The 21,353-nt window shown below is 73.3% G+C and carries 19 protein-coding genes and 1 tRNA gene; 6 read left to right on the top strand and 14 right to left on the bottom strand.

Translation table 11 applies throughout. The features are described from left to right. Positions 1–65: 65 nt before the first annotated feature. Positions 66–920 (top strand): methyltransferase domain-containing protein, encoded by an 855-nt coding sequence (locus BX285_RS24455; protein ID WP_097235924.1) that lies wholly within the window; start codon positions 66–68, stop codon positions 918–920. Positions 921–1,073: 153 nt separating this feature from the next. Here the strand turns inward: BX285_RS24455 and BX285_RS24450 are convergent, their stop codons facing one another. The 9 genes from BX285_RS24450 to BX285_RS24410 all read right to left on the bottom strand — a co-directional run bounded on the left by BX285_RS24450 (position 1,074) and on the right by BX285_RS24410 (position 12,939). Beyond that, complete coding sequence (locus BX285_RS24450) at positions 1,074–1,211, bottom strand: hypothetical protein (RefSeq protein ID WP_257032375.1); 138 nt, start codon at positions 1,209–1,211, stop codon at positions 1,074–1,076. A gap of 232 nt (positions 1,212–1,443) precedes the next feature. Beyond that, positions 1,444–3,099 carry an FAD-dependent oxidoreductase gene (locus BX285_RS24445; protein ID WP_121178075.1) on the bottom strand — a complete coding sequence of 552 codons (1,656 nt, stop codon included), beginning with the start codon at positions 3,097–3,099 and terminating at the stop codon, positions 1,444–1,446. A gap of 36 nt (positions 3,100–3,135) precedes the next feature. Continuing rightward, the gene (locus BX285_RS24440) at positions 3,136–4,059 is read right to left on the bottom strand and encodes a diiron oxygenase (protein ID WP_121178073.1); all 924 of its coding nucleotides are present in this window, start codon (positions 4,057–4,059) and stop codon (positions 3,136–3,138) included. Positions 4,060–4,225: 166 nt separating this feature from the next. Further along, positions 4,226–5,491, bottom strand: coding sequence for an RNA polymerase sigma factor (locus BX285_RS24435; RefSeq protein ID WP_097239949.1), 1,266 nt, complete (start codon positions 5,489–5,491; stop codon positions 4,226–4,228). Positions 5,492–5,493: 2 nt separating this feature from the next. Then, on the bottom strand, positions 5,494–5,871 hold the full coding sequence (locus tag BX285_RS24430) for a YciI family protein (protein WP_097235928.1): 378 nt from the start codon (positions 5,869–5,871) through the stop codon (positions 5,494–5,496). A gap of 154 nt (positions 5,872–6,025) precedes the next feature. Next, a complete protein-coding gene (locus BX285_RS24425; protein WP_398901075.1) occupies positions 6,026–9,736 on the bottom strand; it encodes a tetratricopeptide repeat protein in 3,711 nt (1,236 codons plus the stop codon). 93 nt (positions 9,737–9,829) lie between these two features. Continuing rightward, complete coding sequence (locus tag BX285_RS24420; RefSeq protein ID WP_121178068.1) at positions 9,830–10,915, bottom strand: RNA ligase family protein; 1,086 nt, start codon at positions 10,913–10,915, stop codon at positions 9,830–9,832. A gap of 64 nt (positions 10,916–10,979) precedes the next feature. After that, positions 10,980–12,227 carry a 3-phosphoshikimate 1-carboxyvinyltransferase gene (gene aroA, locus BX285_RS24415; protein ID WP_121178066.1) on the bottom strand — a complete coding sequence of 416 codons (1,248 nt, stop codon included), beginning with the start codon at positions 12,225–12,227 and terminating at the stop codon, positions 10,980–10,982. A gap of 127 nt (positions 12,228–12,354) precedes the next feature. After that, positions 12,355–12,939 (bottom strand): TetR/AcrR family transcriptional regulator, encoded by a 585-nt coding sequence (locus tag BX285_RS24410; RefSeq protein ID WP_097235932.1) that lies wholly within the window; start codon positions 12,937–12,939, stop codon positions 12,355–12,357. A 163-nt stretch (positions 12,940–13,102) separates the two neighbouring features. On the opposite strand from BX285_RS24410, the gene BX285_RS24405 reads away from it, so the two are divergent. After that, positions 13,103–14,509, top strand: a complete 1,407-nt coding sequence (locus tag BX285_RS24405) for an amidase (RefSeq protein WP_259470873.1) — start codon at positions 13,103–13,105, stop codon at positions 14,507–14,509. A 26-nt stretch (positions 14,510–14,535) separates the two neighbouring features. Here BX285_RS24405 and BX285_RS24400 read toward each other — a convergent pair whose 3' ends face one another. After that, positions 14,536–15,252 (bottom strand): response regulator transcription factor, encoded by a 717-nt coding sequence (locus tag BX285_RS24400; protein WP_097235934.1) that lies wholly within the window; start codon positions 15,250–15,252, stop codon positions 14,536–14,538. Beyond that, complete coding sequence (locus BX285_RS24395) at positions 15,210–16,421, bottom strand: sensor histidine kinase (RefSeq protein ID WP_121178061.1); 1,212 nt, start codon at positions 16,419–16,421, stop codon at positions 15,210–15,212. Before BX285_RS24395 ends, BX285_RS24400 begins: the two co-directional genes overlap by 43 nt. Before the next feature lie 354 nt (positions 16,422–16,775). On the opposite strand from BX285_RS24395, the gene BX285_RS37505 reads away from it, so the two are divergent. Continuing rightward, positions 16,776–16,949 carry a hypothetical protein gene (locus BX285_RS37505; protein ID WP_183107210.1) on the top strand — a complete coding sequence of 58 codons (174 nt, stop codon included), beginning with the start codon at positions 16,776–16,778 and terminating at the stop codon, positions 16,947–16,949. Between the two features lie 262 nt (positions 16,950–17,211). Here the strand turns inward: BX285_RS37505 and BX285_RS24385 are convergent. From BX285_RS24385 to BX285_RS24375, 3 genes are all read right to left on the bottom strand, one after another. Continuing rightward, positions 17,212–17,295 (bottom strand) — tRNA-Leu (locus tag BX285_RS24385). A 75-nt stretch (positions 17,296–17,370) separates the two neighbouring features. Then, on the bottom strand, positions 17,371–17,514 hold the full coding sequence (locus tag BX285_RS38640) for a DUF397 domain-containing protein (protein ID WP_306458911.1): 144 nt from the start codon (positions 17,512–17,514) through the stop codon (positions 17,371–17,373). Beyond that, positions 17,471–18,415, bottom strand: a complete 945-nt coding sequence (locus tag BX285_RS24375) for a helix-turn-helix transcriptional regulator (protein ID WP_310794236.1) — start codon at positions 18,413–18,415, stop codon at positions 17,471–17,473. The genes BX285_RS38640 and BX285_RS24375 overlap by 44 nt, the downstream gene beginning before the upstream one ends. Positions 18,416–18,576: 161 nt before the next feature. Between BX285_RS24375 and BX285_RS24370 the strand changes: the two genes are divergently transcribed. From BX285_RS24370 to BX285_RS24360, 3 genes are all read left to right on the top strand, one after another. After that, the gene (locus BX285_RS24370) at positions 18,577–19,014 is read left to right on the top strand and encodes an ATP-binding protein (RefSeq protein WP_121178056.1); all 438 of its coding nucleotides are present in this window, start codon (positions 18,577–18,579) and stop codon (positions 19,012–19,014) included. A 14-nt stretch (positions 19,015–19,028) separates the two neighbouring features. Further along, positions 19,029–19,616, top strand: coding sequence for a hypothetical protein (locus tag BX285_RS24365; protein ID WP_121178053.1), 588 nt, complete (start codon positions 19,029–19,031; stop codon positions 19,614–19,616). A 111-nt stretch (positions 19,617–19,727) separates the two neighbouring features. After that, a complete protein-coding gene (locus BX285_RS24360) occupies positions 19,728–21,311 on the top strand; it encodes an AMP-binding protein (protein ID WP_310794235.1) in 1,584 nt (527 codons plus the stop codon). Positions 21,312–21,353: the final 42 nt, after the last annotated feature.

Below are 21,353 nucleotides of genomic sequence, written 5' to 3'. Positions count from 1 at the left end.
TCCCGGCGGGGCATTCCCCGTGGCGCCGCCGGGAGCAGCCGCCCACCCGCCGCTAGCGTGTCCGCATGGGCGCTCAGGAACTCGATCTCACCGGGCTGCGCCGGGTGTACGGGCGGGCCGGGAGCCGGTGGTTCTACACCCGGGTCGCGCGCAACGCCCGGCACTGGGGCTGGACGGAGCCGGGCCAGTCGAAGTGGCGGCTGTGGCGGGCGCAGCGGCAGCTGGAGGACGTGCTCGGCCGCAAGCTGGCGCTGCCGCCCGGGTCACGGGTGCTGGACGCCGGCTGCGGGGCGGGCGTGGTGGCCCGGGCGATGGCGGCGCGGTTCGGGCTACTGGTCACCGGGGTCGACGTGCTGGACTTCCACCTCGCCGAGGCCCGCCGGCTGAGCGAGCGGGCCCGACTCGCCGACCGGACCGCCTTCTCCTGGGGCGACTACCACCGGCTCCCCTTCTCCGACGGCGAGTTCGACGGCGCCTACTCGATGGAGACGCTCGTCCACTCCTACGACCCGCCCCGCGCACTCGCCGAGCTGCACCGGGTGCTGCGCCCCGGCGGACGGCTGGTGCTGCTCGGCCCGATGAGCACCGATTCCCTGGACGAACTTCCGTCACACGCCCGGGGGTTGCTCGAACCGTACCTGGACGCGATGGTGATGACCGGCGCCAAGCTGTACCACGCCCGCAACCTGCCGCAGCTGCTCACCGGGGCCGGCTTCGAGGTCGAGGAGGCGCTGGACGCGACGGCGTACTACACGCCCACCACCGAGGCCGTGCACACCTACTTCCGTCTGCCGTGGGAGCTGCTGCGCCGTGTCGGCGACCCGGCGAAGTGGCTCAATCTCCGCTCCACGGTGGAGATGTACGGCGTGCGCGAGTACGTCGCCTGGTACGTTCACACCGCCGTCAAGCCACCGAGGTGACCTCCGACGTCCTCCGCCGTGGACGAGCACTCCGCCCCGCTGCCGTACCCGAGCGGCTGGTTCTGCGTCGGCCGCACCCGGGACCTGCCGCCGGGGCGGCTGCGCACGGCCCGACTGACGGGCGAGGACGTGGTGCTGTACCGGACACTGAGCTCACGGACCGCCCGGCGCGGCCAGCGTCTCCCACACCGGGTCGGGCAGCCCGGGGACCGTCCGCCCCTCCGCCTGCCACCGCCGGGCCAGCTCGGCGTAGATGGGCGGCCCCGCATCGGGCTCCCCCGGTGGCTCCACGCCATGCAGAATCGTTTCTTCGACCGGCCACTGCCGTGGGACCGGCATCACCCCAAATCCGCTCACACCCGCCCAACGCGCCCCCTCCGCGCCGGGACACGGCCGCGTCAACCCGGCGGCCCGCAGATCAACCCGCACGCGGAGATCGGTCCGGGCGTGCACAGGAAGTCGGCCCGTCCGACTTCCTGTGCACGTCGGCTTCCCGTGCACGCCGGCATCCCCTGCACGCCGGCTACCGTCGCCGCCCCGCCGCCAGCAGCTCCGGCACCGTGGCGAGCTTCACCCGGGGCCGCCCCTCGGCCTCGCCCCGCCGGCGCTCCGCCCGGTCCACCGCCCGCAGCTCCTTCAGCCCGACCGCGTCCGGCCGCCGGCTCCGTACCAGCCGCTCGAACTCCCGGTGCCCCGCCTCCGGTACGGGCAGCACACGGGCCTCCGCGTCGTCCAGCAGCGCGTCCACCGTCTCGCGCGCGCAGGCCCGGTTGGCGCCGATCCCGCCGGACGGCCCGCGCTTGGCCCACCCCACCACGTACGCGCCCGGCAACGGCTGCCCGGTCGCCGGGTCGACGACCCGCCCGCCCCGGTGCGCGACCGTCCCCGCCCGCTGGTCGAACGGCAGTCCGGGCAGCGGCACACCCCGGTGTCCGATGGAGCGCACCACCAGGCCGGCCCGCAGGACGTCGGTCTCCCCGGTGGCCTCGGCCCGCCCGTCCGCCGTCAGCGTGGTCCGCTCCACGGTCAGCGACTCGACGCGCCCGTCCCCGGAGATCCCGACCGGCAACGACAGAAACCGCAGCACGAGCCGCCGCTCCGCCGCCGGCTCCGCGCCCCCGTCGTACGGCACCAGCGGCAGGCCGGCGAGCAACGCGGCCCGCGAGTCCGGTGCAGCCGCCTCGATCGCCGCCCGCACCTCCGGGTGGTCCTCGACCACCACCTCGACCCCCGGCAGCTGCCGCAGCGCCAGGAACTCCGCCGTCGTCCACGCCGCCTGCTCGGGCCCGCGCCGGGCGAGCAGCACGACCTCCCGCACCCGGCTGCGGCGCAGCGCGGCCAGGGCGTGGTCGGCGATGTCGGTGGCGGCGAGCCGGTCGGGGTCGGTGAGCAGGATGCGGGCGATGTCCACCGCGACGTTGCCGTTGCCGATGACCAGCACCCGCTCCGCCGGGAGCTCGACCGTGTCGGCCGGCACCGTCGGGTCGGCGTTGTACCAGCCGACGAAGGCCGTGGCGGGCAGGCTGCCGGGCAGGTCCTCGCCGGGGATGCCGAGCCGGCGGTCGGCGGCCGCGCCGACCGCGTACACCACGGCGTGGTGGTGGGCGGCCAGCTCCCGGTGCGTGACGTCGGTGCCGATCTCCACGTTCAGGTGCATCCGCAGGCGCGGGTCGCGGAAGACGCTCGCGAAGCTCTCGGCGATCCGCTTGGTGGCCTGGTGGTCGGGCGCGACGCCGTGCCGCAGCAGTCCGCCGGTGACCGGCAGCCGGTCGATCATGGTGATCTCGGCGCTGGTGCTGCGCAGCAGTTCCTGCGCGGTGTACCCGGCGGACGGCCCGGTGCCGACGACGGCGATCCGCAGCGTGCCGAGTTCGCCCGGCAGGCTGCGCGGGAAGCTGGGCCGGCCCCAGGCGTGGTCGTTGGGGTGGTCGCGGAACCAGGTCCGGTTGAGCTCGCCGAACACGGTGTCCGGCCCGCGCAGCCGGTCGACGGGGAACACCGCGTCCACCGGGCAGGCGTCCGCGCAGGCGCCGCAGTCGATGCACGCCTGCGGGTCGATGTACAGCATGTCGGTGGTGCCGAACTCCGGTTCGTCCGGGGTCGGGTGGATGCAGTTGACCGGGCAGACGGACACGCACGAGGCGTCGTTGCAGCAGGTCTGGGTGATCGCGTAGGCCATGGCCGGAGTCGGATCCTCGCTGTAGCTGATTGACCGTCAGAGCATGTGCACGCGGCGGTAGACGGCCGCCGAGCGGCTGGTGAGCAGCCCCGTCTCGGCGAGGAAGGCCATCAGGTGCCGGGAGCTGTTGCGCATCATCGCCTTGCGGTGCTCGTTGCCCTTCACCTCGGCGAGCGCCCGTCCGACGTCCAGCCCGGCGGCCTTGTACACGCCCGGGTGGACCATGCTGGTGACGATGACGTACGCCCCGATGGCGATGCCGGTGGCCGAGGCGCGCCGGCGGGCCGGGCTCGCGTACCGCAGCCGTTCGCGGATCTCCTGCCGGGCGAACTTCATGTGCCGGGACTCCTCGACCACGTGGATCCGGGAGGTGCCGCGGACGATGTCCAGCACGTTCTCGCCGCGCATCCAGTCGCGCTGCATGACGTCGAGCACTTCCTCGGCCACCAGGATGCCGCCGTAGGCGAGTTCGCCCTTGGCGAGCGACTTGTAGGCGCGCCCGGCCTGGGCGATGAGCTTGTTCGGCCGGTAGGCGGGGACGCCCATCTTCTCGAAGGCGCGGGCGAACATGATCGAGTGGCGGCACTCGTCGGCGATCTCGGTGAGCGCGAACCGGAACTCGGCGCTGACCGGGTTCTTGAGGTACTGGTCGCGCAGCACCATCTGCTGGAGGATCATCTCGAACCAGATGCCGGTGTTCATGATCGAGCAGACCTCGTGCCGGGTCAGGGTGACCCGCTGGTGCTCGGTCATCTCGTCCCACAGCCGGGTGCCGTAGAGGGTGCTCCACTCGGGGTTGAGGCCGTAGTGGCCCTCCGGGAGGGGGCTGTCCCAGTCGATCTCGGTCGAGGGGTCGTAGGACAGCGCGGCGGCCGACTCCAGCAGCCGCCGGGAGACGTCGTCGTCGGCCGTGGTGTGGCGGTGGTCCTGCCTGCGCGCCGCCGGGTCGGTGAGAGCCATGGCTGCCTCCGGGTGCCTGCTCCTGCGGGTTCCCGCTCACCCGCTTATTAGACGGACAGTACAATAAGAGCGGGTCGCCGAGAACCCCCTGCGCACGCCGAGAACCCCCTGCGCAGCAGCGAACCAGCGTGCGGCCCGGCGGCGCACGCCCCCGTCCCCGTACGGCTCACGCCCCCGGGCCCGCCGCTCCGACCCGCAGCGCCCTGGCGGTCAGGTGGCGTCGCTCCGGTCCGCTGGAGGTACGGGCCGCGGCCTCCCGGTAGGCACGCGCGGCCGCCGCCGGGTCGGTGCCGAGCCGGTCGAGGAGGTGGGCGCGGACGGCGAGCAGGCGGTGGTGCCGGGCCAGGCGCCGGTCGGCGGCGAGTTCGTCGAGCAGGCCGAGCCCGGCCGCCGGCCCGTGGACCATCGCCACGGCGACGGCCCGGTTGAGGGCGACCACCGGGTTGGCGTCGAATCGCAGCAACAGGTCGTACAGCACCAGGATCTGCGGCCAGTCGGTGGCATCGGCCGTCGCCGCCTCACTGTGCACGGCGGCGATCGCCGCCTGCACCTGGTACGGCCCGGCCTGCCCACGCGACAGCGCCGCCTCGATCAACTCAAGCCCCTCAGCGAGGAGTTCGCGATCCCACCGGCCGCGGTCCTGCTCCTCCAGCGGCACCACCTCCCCGTACGGTCCGGTGCGGGCCGCCCGGCGGGCCTCGGTGAGGAGCATCAGCGCGAGCAGTCCCGCCGTCTCGGCGTCACCCGGAGTCAGGCGCAGCAGCAGCCGGGCCAGCCGGACCCCCTCGACGGCCAGCCGCGGCACCGTCAACTCCTCGCCGCCACTGGCCGTGTAGCCCTCGTTGAAGACCAGGTAGAGCACGTGCCTGACCTCACCCAGCCGGGCGACGGCGCTCTCCCCTTCGGGCAGCCCGAACCCGCCGCCCGCCGCCTTCAGCGTCTGCTTGGCCCGGCTGATCCGCTGCGCCATGGTCACCTCGGGCACCAGGAACGCAGCCGCGATCTGCGCGGTGGTCAGGCCGCCGACCGCCCGCAGGGTCAGCGCGATCCGGCTCGGCACGGAAAGCGCCGGGTGGCAGCAGAGGAACAGGAGCGCGAGCGAGTCGTCCGCCGCCGGATCCGGCACGTCGGCGGCCGGAGCGACCAGCGCCGACTGCGGCGTCGCCAGCACCGACGACTCCTCCCGCCGGCGCCGCGCCGACTCGCTGCGCACCTGGTCCACCCACCGGCGGTCCGCGACGGTCACCAGCCACCCGCGCGGGCTGGTCGGCACGCCCTCCTCCGGCCACTGCAACGCGGCGGCCAACAGCGCCTCCTGCACCGCGTCCTCGCACGCGTCGAACGCCGCCGCGCCGTGCCGCCGCACCAGCACCCCGAGGACCTGCGGCGCCAGTTCGCGCAGCAGGTCCTCGGGGGCAGCGCCGCCCGTCAGGCTCACTCGCCCGCCGGGAGGTCGTTCACCGGCGACTCGTGCAGGATCGGCCACAGCTCCACCGGCTCCAGGTCCGCGAACGGCATGTCGGCGGCGATCTGCTGGGCCCGCTCCAGGCCCTCGCAGTCCAGCAGGTAGAAGCTGGCCAGGTACTCCTTGGTCTCCAGGTACGGCCCGTCGGTCACCACCGGCACACCGGCCACCCGCCGCACCAGCTGCGCGGCGGCCGCGTCCGCCAGCCCGTACGCGCCGACGAGCTCGCCGGTGCCGCGGTACTTGGCGGTGAACGCCTCGACCTTGGCGATCGCCTCCGGCCACGCCTCGGCGGGGAAGGAGGCCCACTTGGCCTGGTTGCCGTAGATCATCGCGACGTACTTCATCTCGGGTGTCCTTCCGGTTCACGCGCCCCTCCGGCGCGCGGTCACCTCCCGGTCGGAGCCGCCGAACGGGACCTCGACATCGGTCGGGAATTTTCTCCGAGAAGTTCTCCGCGCCCTGGAACATCCCGAAGAGGCCTCCCGAAGGCGCCGACGATCAAGGTGCGTCAGGCGCCCTCAGCACCCGCAGCGCAGCGTCGGCCCGCGGCCCGACCGGCGCCTCCACCCGGGTCAGCGCCTCCACGTAGGCGCGGACGTCGACCAGCACGAGACGGCCCTGGGGCACGGAAAGGAACGCGCGGGCCAACGCATCCGGCGGAGCGCTGCCGACGACCAGACCGTGCAGCAGCGCGGCCGCCGCCACTTCGAGTTCCTTCCCGGCCCCTGCCGCCGCCGCATAGTCGTTCCAGGCCGCGAGGGACGCCTCCCGCCCGCCCTCCAGCAGCGCCAGCATCGCCGTGTCCAGCAGGACGTCCGAGTCGTCCGGGTCCGGCTGCGCCGCCCGGCGAAGGGCCTCCCGGGCCTCCTGAAAACGACCGGCCTGCAGGAAGATCATGACCAGGAAGGATCCGACCTCCGGATCGTCGGAGTTCCGGGAGAGAGCTGCCGAAGCGTCCGCCACCGCCTCGGCCTCACGGCCGGCCAGTTGGTGAGTGCACGCCCGCAGGACGAGCGCCCACACGTGCTCGGGCTCCAGCTCCAGCACCGCCGTCAGATCGGCCGTCGCCTCCTCGAACCGGCCGGCCCTGCGATGGACGTCCCCGCGCTGGAGGAGTGCCGACACGTACCCGGGGTCCAGTTCCAGCGCCGCCGACAGATCGGCCAACGCCTCCTCCAACCGGCCGGCGCTGCGATGGAACTCCCCGCGCCGGACCAGTGCCCACCCGTACCCGGGATCCACCGCCAGAGCCGCCGACAGATCGGCCACCGCCTCCTCCAACCGACCCACCTGCTGGTGCGCCAGGCTGCGCTCACCGAGTGTCCACGCGCTCGCAGGGTCCAGCTGCAGCGCCGCCGACAGATCGGCCAACGCCTCCTCCAGCCGACCGGCCAGACGATGGGCTCCGCCGCGCCGGGCCAGTGCCCACCCGTACGCGGGGTCCAGTGCGAGCGCCGCCGACAGGTCGGCCACCGCCTCCTCCGGCCGACCCTCCAGACGGTGGAGTTCACCACGCTCGGCCAGCGCCCACTCGTTCGCGGGGTCCAGCTGCAGCGCCGCCGACAGATCGGCCAACGCCTCCTCCGGTCGGCCCGCGAGGCGATGGACCAGCCCTCGCTGGGCCAGCGCCGTCACATAGGCGGGGTCCAGCTCCAGGGCCGCCGTCAGATCGGCCGCCGCCTCCTCCAGCCGGCCTGCCAGACAGTGGAGTTCACCACGCTGAACGAGTGCCCACGCATAGTCGGGGCTCAGCTCCAGGGCCGCCGTGAAGTCGGCCAGCGCCTCCTCCGGCCGACCGGCCTCCTGGTGCAGCTGACCACGCTCACCGAGTGCCCACACGTACCCGGGGTCCAGTTCGAGCGCCGCCGTGACGTCGGCCAACGCCTCCTCGAACCGGCCTGCCAGACGGTGGAGTTCACCACGGCGGGCCAACGCGACGTCGTCCGCCGGGTTCGCTTCCAGGGCCGCCGTGAGGTCGGCCATCGCCTCCTCCCGCCGACCCGCCACCCGATGGCTGTTGCCGCGCTGTGCCAGCGCCCATCCGTCCGTGGCGCCCAGCTCGATGACCGCCGTGAAGTCCGCCACCGCCTCCTCCAACCGACCGGCCGCGTGGTGGGCCAGCCCTCGGGATCCGAGAGCCGACTCGTCCTCACCGTCCAGCTCGATGGCCGCGGTGAGATCGACTATCGCGGCGTCCAGCCGACCGGCCTGCCGATGGGCCTCTCCGCGGCGGCTCAGCGCCCATCCGGCCTCCGGGATCGTCTCCAGGGCGGTCGTGAAGTCGGCCACCGCCTCCTCCAGCCGACCGGCCTCGCGATGGGCCTCACCACGAACGATGAGCGCCCAGTTCAGGTCGGGGTCCAGCGCGAGGCCCGCCGTGACGTCCGCCATCGCTTCGTCGGGCCGCCCCGCATCCAGGTGGATCACGCCGCGGAAACACAACGCCCACGCGTACTCGGGGTCGAGTGCGAGGGCGGCGTCGAGGTCGGCCATGGCCGCCTGCTCGTCGCCGCGCTCGACGTGGGCGCGGCTGCGGTACGCGCGTGCATCGGGGAGCCCGGGCATGAGCGCGATGGCGCGGTCGAGGTCGGCGATGGCCTCCGGAGTACGGTCCGACATGGAGTGGTAGTCCCCGCGCTCGGCGAGCGCCCAGGCCCGTACGTGCGGCGGCAGGCCCGGAGCGCACAGGACGGTGAGGACCGCCGTCTCCGGCTGCTCCTCGGCGGCTGCCGTGCGCAGCTTCCCCGCCCACCGGGTCAGCTCCGGGTGGTCGCCGTCCTGTGCCGCCTGCCGCAGCATGTCGAGCCACGCGGGCAGGTCCGCGCGGGCCACTCCGGTGATCCGCGCGACGTGCTCCAGGGCCTGCGCCAGGTTGGCGGCCGGGTCGGCGCAGAGCAGGTGGTAGGTCTCGTTCAGCGTCGCACGGCGCCACTGCTCGTCCGTGCGCCGCTTCCGTTCCGGCAGCCGCCGCTCCAGGGCCTCCCGGGCCGCCGTGAAGTGCTCCGCCAGCCGGGTGTGCGCCGCCGACCAGGCCGTGGGCGAGTGCATCCGCTGACGGCGCAGCATGCTCGCCCGGACCACGGCGTGGTACTGCCGGTAGGAGCCCCGGCCGGAGACGAAGGGCTGGTCCAGCAGCCAGTCCCAGGCGTCGGCGGCCGCGCCCGGGACGGCGCAGGCGAACAGGTCGTGGTTGAGCTGGAGGGGCAGCGCCGCGGCGAGCACCGTCTCGCGGCGGTCCGGTTCGGGGATCCACTGCAGGAAGCGTTCGACCGCGTGGTCGGTGAGGTCGGCATCGGCGTCGGCGACGTCGTCCACGGCCTGGAGGCCGGTCTGTGCGAGCAGGGCGACCAGCAGGGGCAGCCGCATCGACAGGCCCAGGACGGCCTCGACCACCTCGGGGTCGGTGACGCCCCGGACGGCGAGGAGTTCGCGGGTCTCCTGTTCGGTGAAGACGTCGAGGGGGACGTCCACGACTTCCGAGCGCAGGGTGCCCCAGTCGCGTTCGCTGAGTTCGTCCCGGCCGGCCAGGACGATTACGACGTCGAGCGGGACCTCGCCGTAGGCGCCATCGATGAATTCGCGCAGCCAGGCGTCCAGGTGGCGGCCGGTCAGTTCCCAGGTGTCCAGAAAGATGACCACCCACTGGTTGTCGCGGGCGCCGCACAGCTTCTCCAGTTCGGCGACGAACGCACGGCTGAGCGCCTCCTCCTCGCTGTCGTTGCCCCGCCGGCGCTGCCGCAGGCCGGCGATGAGGCGGTCCGCGCCGAGGGCGACGTTCTCGGGGTTGGCCACCGCGGCCACCACGCCCGCACCGGGCAGCATCGAGGCGGCGCCGAACGCCGCCTGGGTGACCATCCGGGCCGGTAGCGAGGCCGTCTCGCCGCCGGTTGGCGGGGCCGGTGCCCGGTCGGCGGCGGCCTGCAGGGATCGCCGGTGCTGGTCGAGGGCCCGGTCGAACTCCTTCAACGGGCCGGCTTGGTCGGCGAGTTGGCGGGCGATGGCGCTCAGCGCGGACTCGACTCCGTGGACGTCGTTCTCGTCCACCACCGCCGTCAACGCCCCGGCCCGCCGGGCTGCTTCGCGCCATTCGGCGATCAGCGTCGACTTGCCGACGCCGCCGACGCCGCGGACGTGGAACAGGAAGTCGGCCGGGTCGTCGGTGGCCTCCGAGTCGGGGTTCCGGCGTAAGTTCTCCGCGAAGAGGGCCAACTGGGCGCGCCGACCAACGAATTGGGCACCCGCCCGGCGCCGGAGCGCTTCCGCGCGCGACAGCCGCTTCCTTGCCTGAGCCATTCCGCTCCCTCACCGTCGGGGATTGCGCCGGTCCTCCGCGTCGAAGGACGCGAGTGCCCGCGCCCCGGGTTCCAGCGCCCGCCGCAGGGCCGCGCGGACGGATTCCTCCAACCCGCCCAGGGCGTCCCCGAGTTCGTCCGCCACGTCCTGGGCGATCTCGCCCACCACGGCCTCCGCGCCCGTACCCGGCCCCAGCTTGCTGACCGCGGCCGCCGCCCGCGCGGGGGTGAGCAGCGCCGAGGCCTGGACCAGCAGCCAGGCCGGAACTCCGGCCGCCCCCTCGGGCGGAGGGAGGTACGGGCGGGCGCCGTCGTAGCGCTCGTCCTCGGCGAAGGCCTGCTGCTTGACCTTCACCAGCGGGCGCGCCACCACCTCTGCCACGCCCGCCTCCCGCCACTCCCCGGCGGGCTTGAGGACATAGCCCTCCGCGAGGTTGTCCGCGAGTTCGGGCAGGCCGAACAGGGCCGGCACCCGGCTCGGGTACCGCACCGGCAGGTCGTGCAGCGTGTTCAGCGCACCCCGGCCCAGCAGCGGGACGCAGGCGAGCCCAGCGGCGCCCGCCGCCTCGCGCAGCGCACGGTCGGCGATCCACCACCGGCCGTCGGCCGTCTCCACGGTGGCGTCGAAGGGCAGCCAGTGCAGCCCCGGGGCGTACCAGACGCCGGTCTGCACCGGATCGACCCCGGCGAGGGCGGGCACCCCGGGGTGCGGGTAGCGTCCGCCGGCCAGCTCACCGTAGACCGTCACCACCGCCGAGGGGCCCCACGTCCCCCGCAGCACGTCCGCGAACCGGGCGGCGGCGACGGCGAGTTGCGGCCAGATCCGGCTCACCCCGAAGAAGCCGTCCAGCCCTTCGTCGTCCAGCAGTTCACGCCGCTTGGCGGCCCGCACCGACGCGCCGCCCTCGCAGACCACCGCGAAGTGCGCGCCGTGCACCTTCTCCGCCGCTATCCACTCCCGGCTGCCGGGCCCCCCGGAGCGGCCGCGCGCGGGGATCTTGGGGTAGGGCCTCAGCGCCTTCGCCGGCCCTGTCGTCAGCCCTGTCGTCAGCCCTGCCGTCAGCCCCGCCGTCGGCTCCGTCGTCGTCTCGGACACGCACAGGATCCTCGCCGCCGGAGCAGGCCCCTGGCAACAGGGAATCCCGGCCTGTGCCCCGCCGTCAGAGCTCCCACTCCGCGCGCAGCCGCGCGAACGCCTCGTGGAACCCCGGGAACGTCTTCCGCACGCACCCCGGGTCGTCGAAGGTGATCCCGGAGGTGCGCAGCGAGGTGACGGCGAAGGACATCACGATCCGGTGGTCGGAGTGCGTGGCGATCTCGGCCGGGCGCGGCGTACCGGGCCGGATCTCGATCCAGTCGTCCCCGGTCGCCACCTGGATGCCCAGCGCGCGCAGGTTGGCGGCGCAGGCCTCCAGCCGGTCGCACTCCTTGACCCGGGTGTTGTGGACGTCCTCGATCCGTACCGGCCCGGTCGCGAAGGGCGCGATCGCCGCGAGGGTGGGCATGGTGTCGGAGATGTCCCGCATGTTGACGGTGAGCCCGGACAGCGAGCCGGAGCCGGCGACCGTCGTACGGTCACTGCCGACGTCCACGCGGGCGCCCATCCGGCGCAGCACGTCGACGAAGCGCAGGTCACCCTGGAGGGCGTCCCGCCCGAGGCCGGGGACGGTGACCTCCCGGCCGGTGACGGCGGCCGCGGCGAAGAAGTAGCTCGCGGTGGAGGCGTCCGGCTCGATCGCGTGGTCGGCGGCCCGGTAGCCGCCGGGCGGGACATCGAACACCTCGCCGGCCGGCGTCCGTTCCCGCTTCACCTCCACCCCGAAGTCCCGCATCATCGCGAGGGTGATGCCGACGTAGGGGGCCGAGACGAGCCGGGTGACGGTGATCCGCAGCCCGTCCCGGGTGAGCGGGCCGAGCAGCAGCAGCGCGGTCAGGTACTGCGAGGACTCCCCCGCGTCCAGGGTGAGTTCGCCGCCCCGGACGCCGTCGGCGCGGACCGTCAGCGGGTGGTGCCCCTCGGCCTCCTCGTGCCGCAGGTCCACGCCGAGTTCGCGCAGCGCCCGGGTCAGCGGGGCGACCGGGCGGCGGCGCATCTGGGCCGAGGCGTCGAAGCGGTAGCTGCCGTGGCCGGCGGCGGCGAGAGTGGGCAGGAAGCGGGCGGTGGTGGCGCCGTCCCGGCAGTAGACGTCGGCGGTCTTGACGGCGGGACCGGTGGGACGGCCGGTGACGTGCCAGCGGTCCGCCGCGCGGTCGACCCGGTACCCGAGCGTGTCCAGCCCCTGTACGAACCCCTCGGTGTCGTCGGAGGCGAGGGGGCGGTGCAGGGTGGTCACGCCGTCGGCGGCGGCGGCCAGGAACAGCGCCCGGGCGGTGACGGACTTGGACCCGGGGATCTCGACGACGGTCACGGCAGGCTCTCCCGATTCAGGTGTGTCCAGCGGCGTCGGCCCCGATCCTGCCCGATCCGGCTGCCGCTGCGGTCGACCATCCACGGACCGGACGGCGACGGCTCCGCGAACGGGAGCCTGCCGGGGTTCAGCAGCGCGCCCAGAGCCCGGCCAGGTACGTGTGCAGGACCTCCTCCGCCTCCTCCGCCGTCCGGTGCCCGATCAGCACGTGCGCGGTGAGCCCGTCGGCGAGGGCGAGCAGCGTCCGCGCCTCCGCAGCCGGGTCCAGCGCTTCACCGGCCGCCTCCCCGACCAGCCGCGCCATCAGCTCCTCCAGCTCCGCGTAGCTGCTGCGCAACGTCTGCGCCAGGATCGGGGTGACGGCGGCCCCGGCGACGAAGGCGAGCCAGATCCTGGCCTCGGCCCGGTGTTCCTCGCGCAGCAGCGCCACTTCCCCGGCCACCAGCCCGAGTCGGGTGGCGGCGGACTGCGCGGGCCCGGCGGACAGCCGGCTGCGCACCCGCGCGGTGACGCGTTCGCCGATGTGCGCGAGGGCGAACAGCAGCATCTCCTCCTTGGTGCGGAAGCAGCGCTGGACGGCGCCCATGGAGACCTCGGCGCGGGTGGCGACGTCCCGCAGGGTGACGGCCGCCAGCCCGTGTTCGTCCACGAGCAGGCAGACGGCTTCGGCGATCTGCCGGCGCCGGCCGTCGTGGTCCACCTGCTTCGGCATGCCCGACCTCCTCGTCCGCTGTGGCGCGCTGCCCGCTGTGGCGCGATGCCCGCCTTATTCGATGCAAGCGTATCGGTTCCCCGGTTATGGTTCTGTCCCCAGTTCCGATGCACCCGCATCGGAACGGAACCACGACGACCCGAGGAGACCCGCCCCCGTGCCCCTGTGGAGCAAACCCGCCACCGAACTCGCCACCGCCGTCCGCAGCGGCGAGGTCTCCGCCCTCGACGTGGTCGACAGCCACCTCGCCCGCATCGCCGAGGTCAACCCCCACCTCAACGCCGTCACCCAGCTCCTCGCCGACCGCGCCCGCGCCGACGCCAGGGACACCGACCGCCGCCGGGCCGCCGGCAAGGAACTGGGCCCGCTCGCGGGCGTGCCCTTCACCGTCAAGGAGTGCACCCCCGTCGAGGGCGTGCCCACCACCTTCGGCACCCCGCACTTCCGCGACCACACCGCCCGCGCCGACGCCATCCCGGTGGCCCGGCTGCGCGCCGCCGGGGCGATCCCGGTCGGCCACAGCAACATGCCGACCCTGATCCTGGCCGGGATGCACACCCGCAGCGAGCTGTACGGCGACACCCGCAACCCGTGGGACGCGGGCCGCACCCCCGGCGGCACCAGCGGCGGGGACGGCGTCGCGGTCGCCGCCGGCCTGGCCCCGCTCGGGCTCGGCAACGACTCCGGCGGCTCGCTCCGGATCCCGGCGGCCTTCTGCGGCGTCGCCGCCCTCAAGCCCACCACCGGCCGCTTCCCCGCCGACCAGCGCCTCCTCGGCCCGGACGACCCCGGCCCGGCCTCCCAAGTCCTGGTCACCGACGGCCCGTTGGCCCGCACCGTCGCCGACCTCCGGCTCGCCTACGAGACGCTGGCCGGTCCCGACCCCCGCGACCCGCGCTCCGTCCCCGCCCCGCTGTACGGCGAACCGCTCAACGGCCCGCCGAAGGTCGCCGTCGTCACCGACCCGGGCGGCCACGGCGTCCACCCCACCGTCCGCCGGGCCGTCGCCCGCGCCGCTGACGCGCTGCGCGACGCCGGCTACGACGTGCGGGAGGTCCCCGACGTCCCACGGCTGGACGAAGCCCTCGACACCTACCACCGCCTCACCAACACCGAGTTCGCCCCGAACTGGCCCGCCGTACGGCAGCTGCTGGGCCCGGGCGGCGACCGCTTCATCGGCTTCACGATGCGCACCGCCCCGCCCGCCGACGCCGCCGGGCTGCTCCGGCTCCTGGGCACCTGGATGAACATCCGCCGCTCCTGGACGGAGTTCCTGCACGCGTACCCGCTGCTGCTGGGCCCGGTCTTCACCGAGCCACCGGTCGAACCCGGCCTGGAGTCGCGGGACCAGGCGGGCCGCGACCGCGTCGCGTCGGGCATGCGGCTCTGCTCGGTGACCAGCTTCGTCGGCGTCCCGGCCGTCGCCGTCCCCACCGGGCTCGCCGAGGACGGGCTGCCCACCGGCGTGCAGCTCATCGGCCGGGCGTTCCGCGAGGACCTGTGCCTGGCCGCCGCCCAGGCCGTCGAGGACCGGCTCGGCGTGCTCACCCCGATCGACCCGCGGACCTGACCCACGCGGCCGAAGCCGGGGGACGGTCAGGCGCCCTGCAGGCCCGGCACGACCAGCCCGGACTCGTACGCGATCACCACCGCGTGCGTCCGGTTCTGCGCGTCCAGCTTGGTCAGCACGTTCCCGACGTGCGTCTTCACCGTCTCCAGGCTCACCGCCAGCGACTGTGCGATCTCCGGGTTGGACAGCCCGGTCGCCATCAGCCGCAGCACGCTCTCCTCCCGCCCGGTCAGCGCCGCCCGGGGCAGCGCCTCGGCGGAGTTCAGCGGGCGGGCCGCCACCATCCGGCGCAGCGCGGCCGGGAAGAGGATCGCCTCCCCGGCCGCCGCTACCCGCACCGCCTCGGCGATCTGCGGGACCGGCAGGCGCTTGAGCACGAAACCGCTGGCGCCGGCACCGAGCGCGGCGGTGACGTAGTCGTCGTTCTCGAAGGTGGTGATCACCACGACCTTCGGCGGCTCCGCCGTCGCGTCGGCGAGCAGTTCGCGGGTCGCGTCGATGCCGTTGCGGCGTGGCATGCGGACGTCCATCAGCACCACGTCCGGCCGCAGCAGCCGCACCTGCTCCACCACGGCGACGCCGTCGGCGGCCTGCCCGACCACCTCGATGCCCGGTTGGGCGTTCAGCAGGGTGCTCAGCCCGCTGCGGGTCACCGGGTCGTCGTCGGCGATCAGGACGGTGACGAGGGCTTCTGCGCTGCTCACGCCGCCAACCGTATCGGCAGCCGGACGGCCAGCCGCCATTCGTCCGTACCGTGCCGACCGGCCTCGAACTCGCCGTGCAGCAGGCGGACCCGCTCGGCGAGCCCGGGCAGGCCGTGGCCGGAGGTGGGGAAGCCGCTCGGCCCGCTCTTGATCCCGTTCCGCACGCTCAGTTCCAACCACTCCCCCGCGACCGCCACCCGCAGCCGGATCGGCCCGCCCGCGCCGTGCCGCAGCGCGTTCGTCAGGCCCTCCTGCACGATCCGGTACGCGGCGCGGGACAGCGTGCCGTGCACCCGGGCGGGGTCACCGACGGTCTCGGGCACCACGACCGCGCCCGCGTGCCGCAGCCGGTCGAGGAGTTCGGGCAGGTCGGCGAGGGTACGGGTCGGCGCGGTGCCCGCCTGCTCCGCGCGCAGCACGCCCAGCACGTAGTCCAGGTCCTCCAGAGCGGCCCGGGTCGACTCCTCGATGCTGCGCATGGCGGCCCGGGCAGCCACCGGATCGGCGGACAGCACCTCTCCCGCCACGGCAGCCTGGATGGTGGCGGCGGTCAGGGTGTGCCCGATCGAGTCGTGCAACTCGTGCGCCAGCCGGTTGCGTTCGGCCAGTGCCCGCTCCCGCTCGGCCGCCATCGCCAGCCGCTCGGCGGAGGAGGGCCCGAGCAGGCGCGGCGCCAGCCACCGCAGCGCGGCGGAGACGGCCGCGAACAGTACGGCCGCCAGCAGGAGGCAGAGGATTGCGGTGGCCCAACTCCAGCCGCCCGTCAGGTCCGTGGACCAGCCGAACAGACTCACCCGCGCCTCGCCGTCGGCGTATCCGCCGGGCAGCGCCACCCCCATGACCAGCAGCGTGCTCCCGCCGAACAGCAGCACCCAGCCCAGCAGCACGTGCAGGACGAAGAAGAGCGGAGTCCGCCACCGCTCCCCCGAGGCCCCCGCCGCCGGGTCCGCCACCGCCACCCGCAACAACCGCCGCGCCGCCCGCACCAGCACCCGGCGAGTGGCCCCGGCCAGCCCGACAAGGGCGATCAGCACCACCCAGAGCGCCAACGACAGGGCGGCGGAGAGCGCATACGGCTTCGCCGACATCCCCGCAGCGGGCACGAGCGCGACGAGCGCCAACGGCAGCCCCGCCACCGCCCCGACCAGCGCGAACAGCACACCTGTGTACGTGGAGCCGCGCAACAGCGGCCGAATCACCTTGATCATGGTCGCCAGTATCGTCGGGGCTCCCGGCACCGACCTCCCCCGATCGAGGGAGGAGAGGGAACACTCGACGGCCCGGCCCGAGTGGAGCGAAGCGTCGGCCGCAGGACGGCGCCTTGATCTATCTGGAGCAGCGGCGGGAGGAGGTCCGCCGGGGCATGGTCGAGTCGATGAAGGTCCTGGATGGTTCGCTCACCTCCAGCGTCGCCATGCTGACCGGCCCGGCAGCGCTATAACGCCACACACGACCGGCCTGCCGCCACCGACACGCACAGCGATCATCTGCTGGCCGGCCCCGACGACCGCGACCGCTACCAGCTGGAGGCGGCGACCCGTTTCGCCCTGCGACTGAGCGGGGTGATCACCGACCTGGTGCCTGGCTCGCTGCGAGATGGCCACGAGCACGCCGTCGACTTGGCAGGGTTCCCCGAGTCCGCGCTGCCCGAGCGCGAGCTGCTGCCTGCCGAACAAGTCTGGTCCGACCTCATGGACCCCAAGGCGGCCGCGCGGCTCTTGGATGAAGAGACCTGACGGCCCGCAACTGGCGCCTCGTCCGTCCTGCGTTGCCGTCGCGGCTGCCGTCAAAGAGGCCGCCTCGGCCATACGTGCGACCTGAGATTCCAAAGAATGCGCGGGTAGGCGCCGATGTGACGAGATAGTCGAGGCGACCGCCGACGGTAGTACGCCCCCTACAGCCCACCCAGTACGGCGTCCATCCCGCCCCCTCGCATGTGGAAGGTGTCGCGCGAAACAAAACGGCCGGTCGATCCGAAGATCGACCGGCCGTTCGCTGTGCGCGAGGGGGGAGTTGAACCCCCACGCCCTTTCGGGCACTGGAACCTGAATCCAGCGCGTCTGCCTATTCCGCCACCCGCGCATCTGGGTGATGGGTTAACTATAGACCATCTGGAGAGGTGCTGATGACCACCCCCGGACGACCCCCTGGGGGTGCTCAGCCCTCGATCGGGAGCCGGCCGGTCCGGACGGCGTCGATGAAGGCGTCCCAGGAGGAGGCGGGGAAGACGAGCACCGGGCCGTGGGGGTCCTTGGAGTCACGTACGGGGACGAGGCCGGGGAATCCGGGGGCTACCTCGATGCAGTTGCCGCCGTCGTCGTGGCTGTGGCTGCTCTTCCGCCAGTCGGCCGCGGCGAGCTCGTTGCTCATCATCCCTGAAACCCTCCAGCGCCTCGGCGATCAGCCGAAGCGAGTCGACCTCGGACAGGCAATCACCCAGGAGTTGCTCGTACCGGCGCCGGTGCTTGGCCACACTAGCGATATCCACACTCAGGTGCCCTCGATCAAGGCTCTCCGAGTAGACCAGATTCTGTCCGTCTGGCAGCTCCAGCAACACCATAGCCGTCTTGACAATAAACCTCCGACGCTCAGACGGCGCCACGTGAATGACGACGTTCGGAAGCTCTGCCACCCGCAGCAGGTGTTCCATCTGGCGCCTCATTACGCTGGGCCCACCCACAACAGTGCGAATGACCCTCTCCCCCAGGATGACGAACAACAAGGGCCCACCGGGGGCGAGAAAACGGCTCTGCCGACTGAGTCGGGCCCTGGTCAACTCCTCGATCTCCTCCGGCTTTCCGGCTGCAATGCCAGTGGAGAAGAGCGCACGCGCGTACTGCTCGCACTGCAGCAGGCCGCACATCACGCTGTCCTCGTACATCCTCACCCCAATGGAGATGGCCTCCAGGTCCACGTACTCCTCGAACCAGTCCGGGTGCTCGACCTGCGCATCCCAATCGATCCGCAGGTACAACCGCATCAGCAGGTCGCCGGTGTCCAACAGCCGTTCGATCGCCTCGACTTCCTCGACCGACGGCTTCCGCTTGCCGCTCTCGATCCGCGAGATGACCGTCCGGTCGCAGTGGAGGATCTTGGCGATGTCCTCCTGCCGGTATCCCGCCCGCTCGCGCGCGTACTTGAGCTCCGCGCCGAACATGACCGCGGAGCTGGCCGTCAGCCTCTTGATCTTCCGCTGTGTCATCGCTGCCCCCCGTTTGTGCATCACGCGTCCCGCACACCGATTTGGGCGTCACCGTACCTCCGCAGCCTCGATGATTGACACCAGAACGCAATCATCTGCATGCATAGCGTGATTGCGCGCGCCCTGCGCGCTCCCCCAACCGCCCCCCGAGGTACTTCGCCATGCTCGCTACCCACCGCCCCCGCACGTTCGCCGCCCGCCTGGAATCCCGTACCGAATCCACGCCCCTCGCGCGGTACCTGCTCCGGGCCTACCTCGCCGCCCTCCCCGCCGGCGACCGCTACTCCGACGTCGCCGAACTCCTCCTCGGCGAGCTGTTCGCCAACGCCGTCCAGCACAGCGACGCCCCCGACGACTGCCTCATCGAGGTCCGCTTCGCGATGGCCAACTCCCGCCTGCGGCTGGAGGTCCACGATGCCGGCAGCGGCCGCCCCACCCTCCACACCGCCCAGCCCGACGACGAACACGGGCGCGGCCTGTTCCTCGTCAGCGAGCTCGCCGAACGCTGGGGCTGCTGCCCGCGCGCCGGTGGCATCGGCAAGTTCGTCTGGGCCCTCGTCGCCCCCAGCCACCCCACCGCCACTGCCCACGCCGCCTGAAAGCCCGACTCCTGATGCACCTCGCCACCCTCGCCCGCCACGCGCTCTCCCGCGGTCGCACTCCCGCCGACGCCTACGCGCTCCTCGCCCGCCGCACCCGCGCACCCCTGCGCTGCGCCCGCGCCGTCTGCACCGCCCTCGGCATCCCCGCCGCCGAGACCGCCCGCCGCCTCGACGACTGCTACGACGCCCTCCTCGCCAACCCCCGCCCAGGCTCCGAGGCCGACACCGGCGAACTCCTCGAAGCCCTCGGCGTCTTCGACATCCCTAAACCCCTCACCCCCACCGAACTCGCCGTCATCGACCTCTTCCTCACCGCCGTCGACGCCATGGGCGGCATCCGCCCCGGCCACCAGCACGGCCTCCACCGCTGGTTCACCACCGGCAACCTCATCACCGCCTACCTCTCCCTCACCGCCGCCCGCCCCATGCCCCGCACCGGCGACCCCACCCTCTACTGGACCACCCTCATCCAGGCCGGCGAACTCCTCACCACCACCCCCAACCCCGACACCCGCCTCAAACACGCCCTCCACCGCTGCCGCACCCACGCCACCCACGCCACCCGGCAAGCCCAAGCCCCCCAGGCCCCCCACCCGTAGACACAGGAAGTCGACCCCACCGACTTCCTGCGCCACACCCTGGGAGGCATTCCTCCCTGCCGGGCGCCCAACTCCCTGATGGGACACGAAGGATCGGGCTAGTCTGCGACCATGGTTACCACCCACCAAGAAGAAGTGGCCATGACCGACGCGGAGTTCGTCAGCGCCCCCGCCCTGATCCTCCGCTCCCTCTTCGCCGACCCCGACCGGCGGGCCATCACCACCGCCGACGGCGTCGTGATCACCGCCGGGGAGTTCGCCGCCGCCACGTACCGCCTCGCCCACGAGTTGATCGCCCGGGGCGCGACCCGGGGCACCACCGTGACCCTGCTGACGGGCAACACCGCCGAGGCGCTGAGCGCCCGGTACGCCGCCTGGCTCGCCGGTGCCCGGATCGTGAACCTGTACGACGGCATGAGCGCGCCGATCCTCGCCGAGATCGCCGCCAGCGTCGACACCACCATCCTGCTCGTGGACGCCGAACGGTTCGCCGGGGCAGCCGAGTTGGTCCCGTTGCTCGACGGGCCGACCGTCCTCACCCTGGGCCCAGGCCCGGAGACCGTCGGTGCCGAGCCCATCGGCGAGGACGTGATCGCCGCCTCCGCCGACCGGCCCGCCGAGCCGCCGGCCGTCCGGATCCGCCCCGATGACGACCTGACCATCCGCCACACGGGCGGCACCACCGGCATCCCGAAGGGCGTCCGCGGCCTGCACGGCGCCTACCGGGGCGCCTTCGACGTCCCGTACGGCGGCGGGCCCGACGGCGTCCCGCCCCGCCTGCTCGCCGCGACCCCGCTGGCCCACCTCGCCGGGGTCCTCGCCGACCTGGTGCTGTACAGCGGCGGCTCGGTGGTCCTCCAGCGCTCCTTCGACCCCGGCGAGGTGCTGGCCGCGGTCGAGCGCGAGCGCATCACCGACCTGTGGGTACTGCCGCCACTGCTCTACCGACTGCTCGACCACCCGGCGCTCGGCCGTACCGACCTGTCCAGCGTGCGCCGGGTCGCGTACGGGGGCTGCGCGGCCTCGCCGAGCCGGGTGCGGGAGGCGATCAAGGTGTTCGGGCCGGTGCTGGTGAGCGGCTACGGGCAGTCCGAGGCGCAGAACATCGCCATGCTGTTGCCGCACGAGCACGACCGGATCGGCCACGGCGGCCAACTCTCCGTCGGCAGGCCCCTCCCGGGCGTGGAGGTGGTGATCCGCTCCACCGACGGCACCGACCTGCCGACCGGCGAACAGGGCGAGATCCACGTCCGCTCGGCCACCGTGATGGCCGGCTACTGGAAGCGGCCCGACCTCACCGCCGAGGTGCTGCACGACGGTTGGCTGAACACCGGCGACATCGGCTACCTCGACGCCGACGGCTACCTCTACCTGACCGACCGCCTCAAGGACAAGATCATCGTCGTCGGGGGCCACGTCTACCCGAGCGAGGTCGAGGACCTGCTCCTCACCCACCCCGCGGTCGCCCGGTGCGCGGTCTACGGGGTGCGCGACGCCGAGCAGGCCGAACACGTCCACGTCGCCGTCGTCCCCGCCCCGGGGCAGCGGCCCGAACTGGAGGAGCTGCGCGCCTTCGTCACCGCGCACAAGGGCCGGATGTACGCCCCGGAGGTGCTGCGCATCGTCCCGGAGATCCCCCTGACGCCGGTGGGCAAGCCGGACAAGAAGCTGCTACGGGACGCCCCCGCGGACTGACGGCACCCGGGCGGCACCCGCGAACGGGGCGTCCCGGCGGCG

This window comes from Streptomyces sp. 1114.5 (genome assembly GCF_003635085.1).
Taxonomy (GTDB): domain Bacteria; phylum Actinomycetota; class Actinomycetes; order Streptomycetales; family Streptomycetaceae; genus Kitasatospora.
The sequence above is the reverse complement of the archived record's forward strand: the minus strand, read 5'-3'. Positions and strand labels throughout refer to the sequence as shown.

Excerpts from the sequence above, each read along its gene's own strand:
- BX285_RS24360 (WP_310794235.1), top strand. The coding sequence starts at position 19,728 with ATGGTTACCACCCACCAAGAAGAAGTGGCCATGACCGACGCGGAGTTC.
- BX285_RS24440 (WP_121178073.1), bottom strand. The coding sequence starts at position 4,059 with ATGGCTCTCACCGACCCGGCGGCGCGCAGGCAGGACCACCGCCACACC.
- BX285_RS24455 (WP_097235924.1), top strand. The coding sequence starts at position 66 with ATGGGCGCTCAGGAACTCGATCTCACCGGGCTGCGCCGGGTGTACGGG.
- BX285_RS24430 (WP_097235928.1), bottom strand. The coding sequence starts at position 5,871 with ATGAAGTACGTCGCGATGATCTACGGCAACCAGGCCAAGTGGGCCTCC.
- BX285_RS24410 (WP_097235932.1), bottom strand. The coding sequence starts at position 12,939 with ATGCCGAAGCAGGTGGACCACGACGGCCGGCGCCGGCAGATCGCCGAA.
- BX285_RS24395 (WP_121178061.1), bottom strand. The coding sequence starts at position 16,421 with ATGATCAAGGTGATTCGGCCGCTGTTGCGCGGCTCCACGTACACAGGT.
- BX285_RS24400 (WP_097235934.1), bottom strand. The coding sequence starts at position 15,252 with ATGGCGGCTGGCCGTCCGGCTGCCGATACGGTTGGCGGCGTGAGCAGC.
- BX285_RS24370 (WP_121178056.1), top strand. The coding sequence starts at position 18,577 with ATGCTCGCTACCCACCGCCCCCGCACGTTCGCCGCCCGCCTGGAATCC.
- BX285_RS24375 (WP_310794236.1), bottom strand. The coding sequence starts at position 18,415 with ATGACACAGCGGAAGATCAAGAGGCTGACGGCCAGCTCCGCGGTCATG.
- BX285_RS24445 (WP_121178075.1), bottom strand. The coding sequence starts at position 3,099 with ATGGCCTACGCGATCACCCAGACCTGCTGCAACGACGCCTCGTGCGTG.
- BX285_RS24365 (WP_121178053.1), top strand. The coding sequence starts at position 19,029 with ATGCACCTCGCCACCCTCGCCCGCCACGCGCTCTCCCGCGGTCGCACT.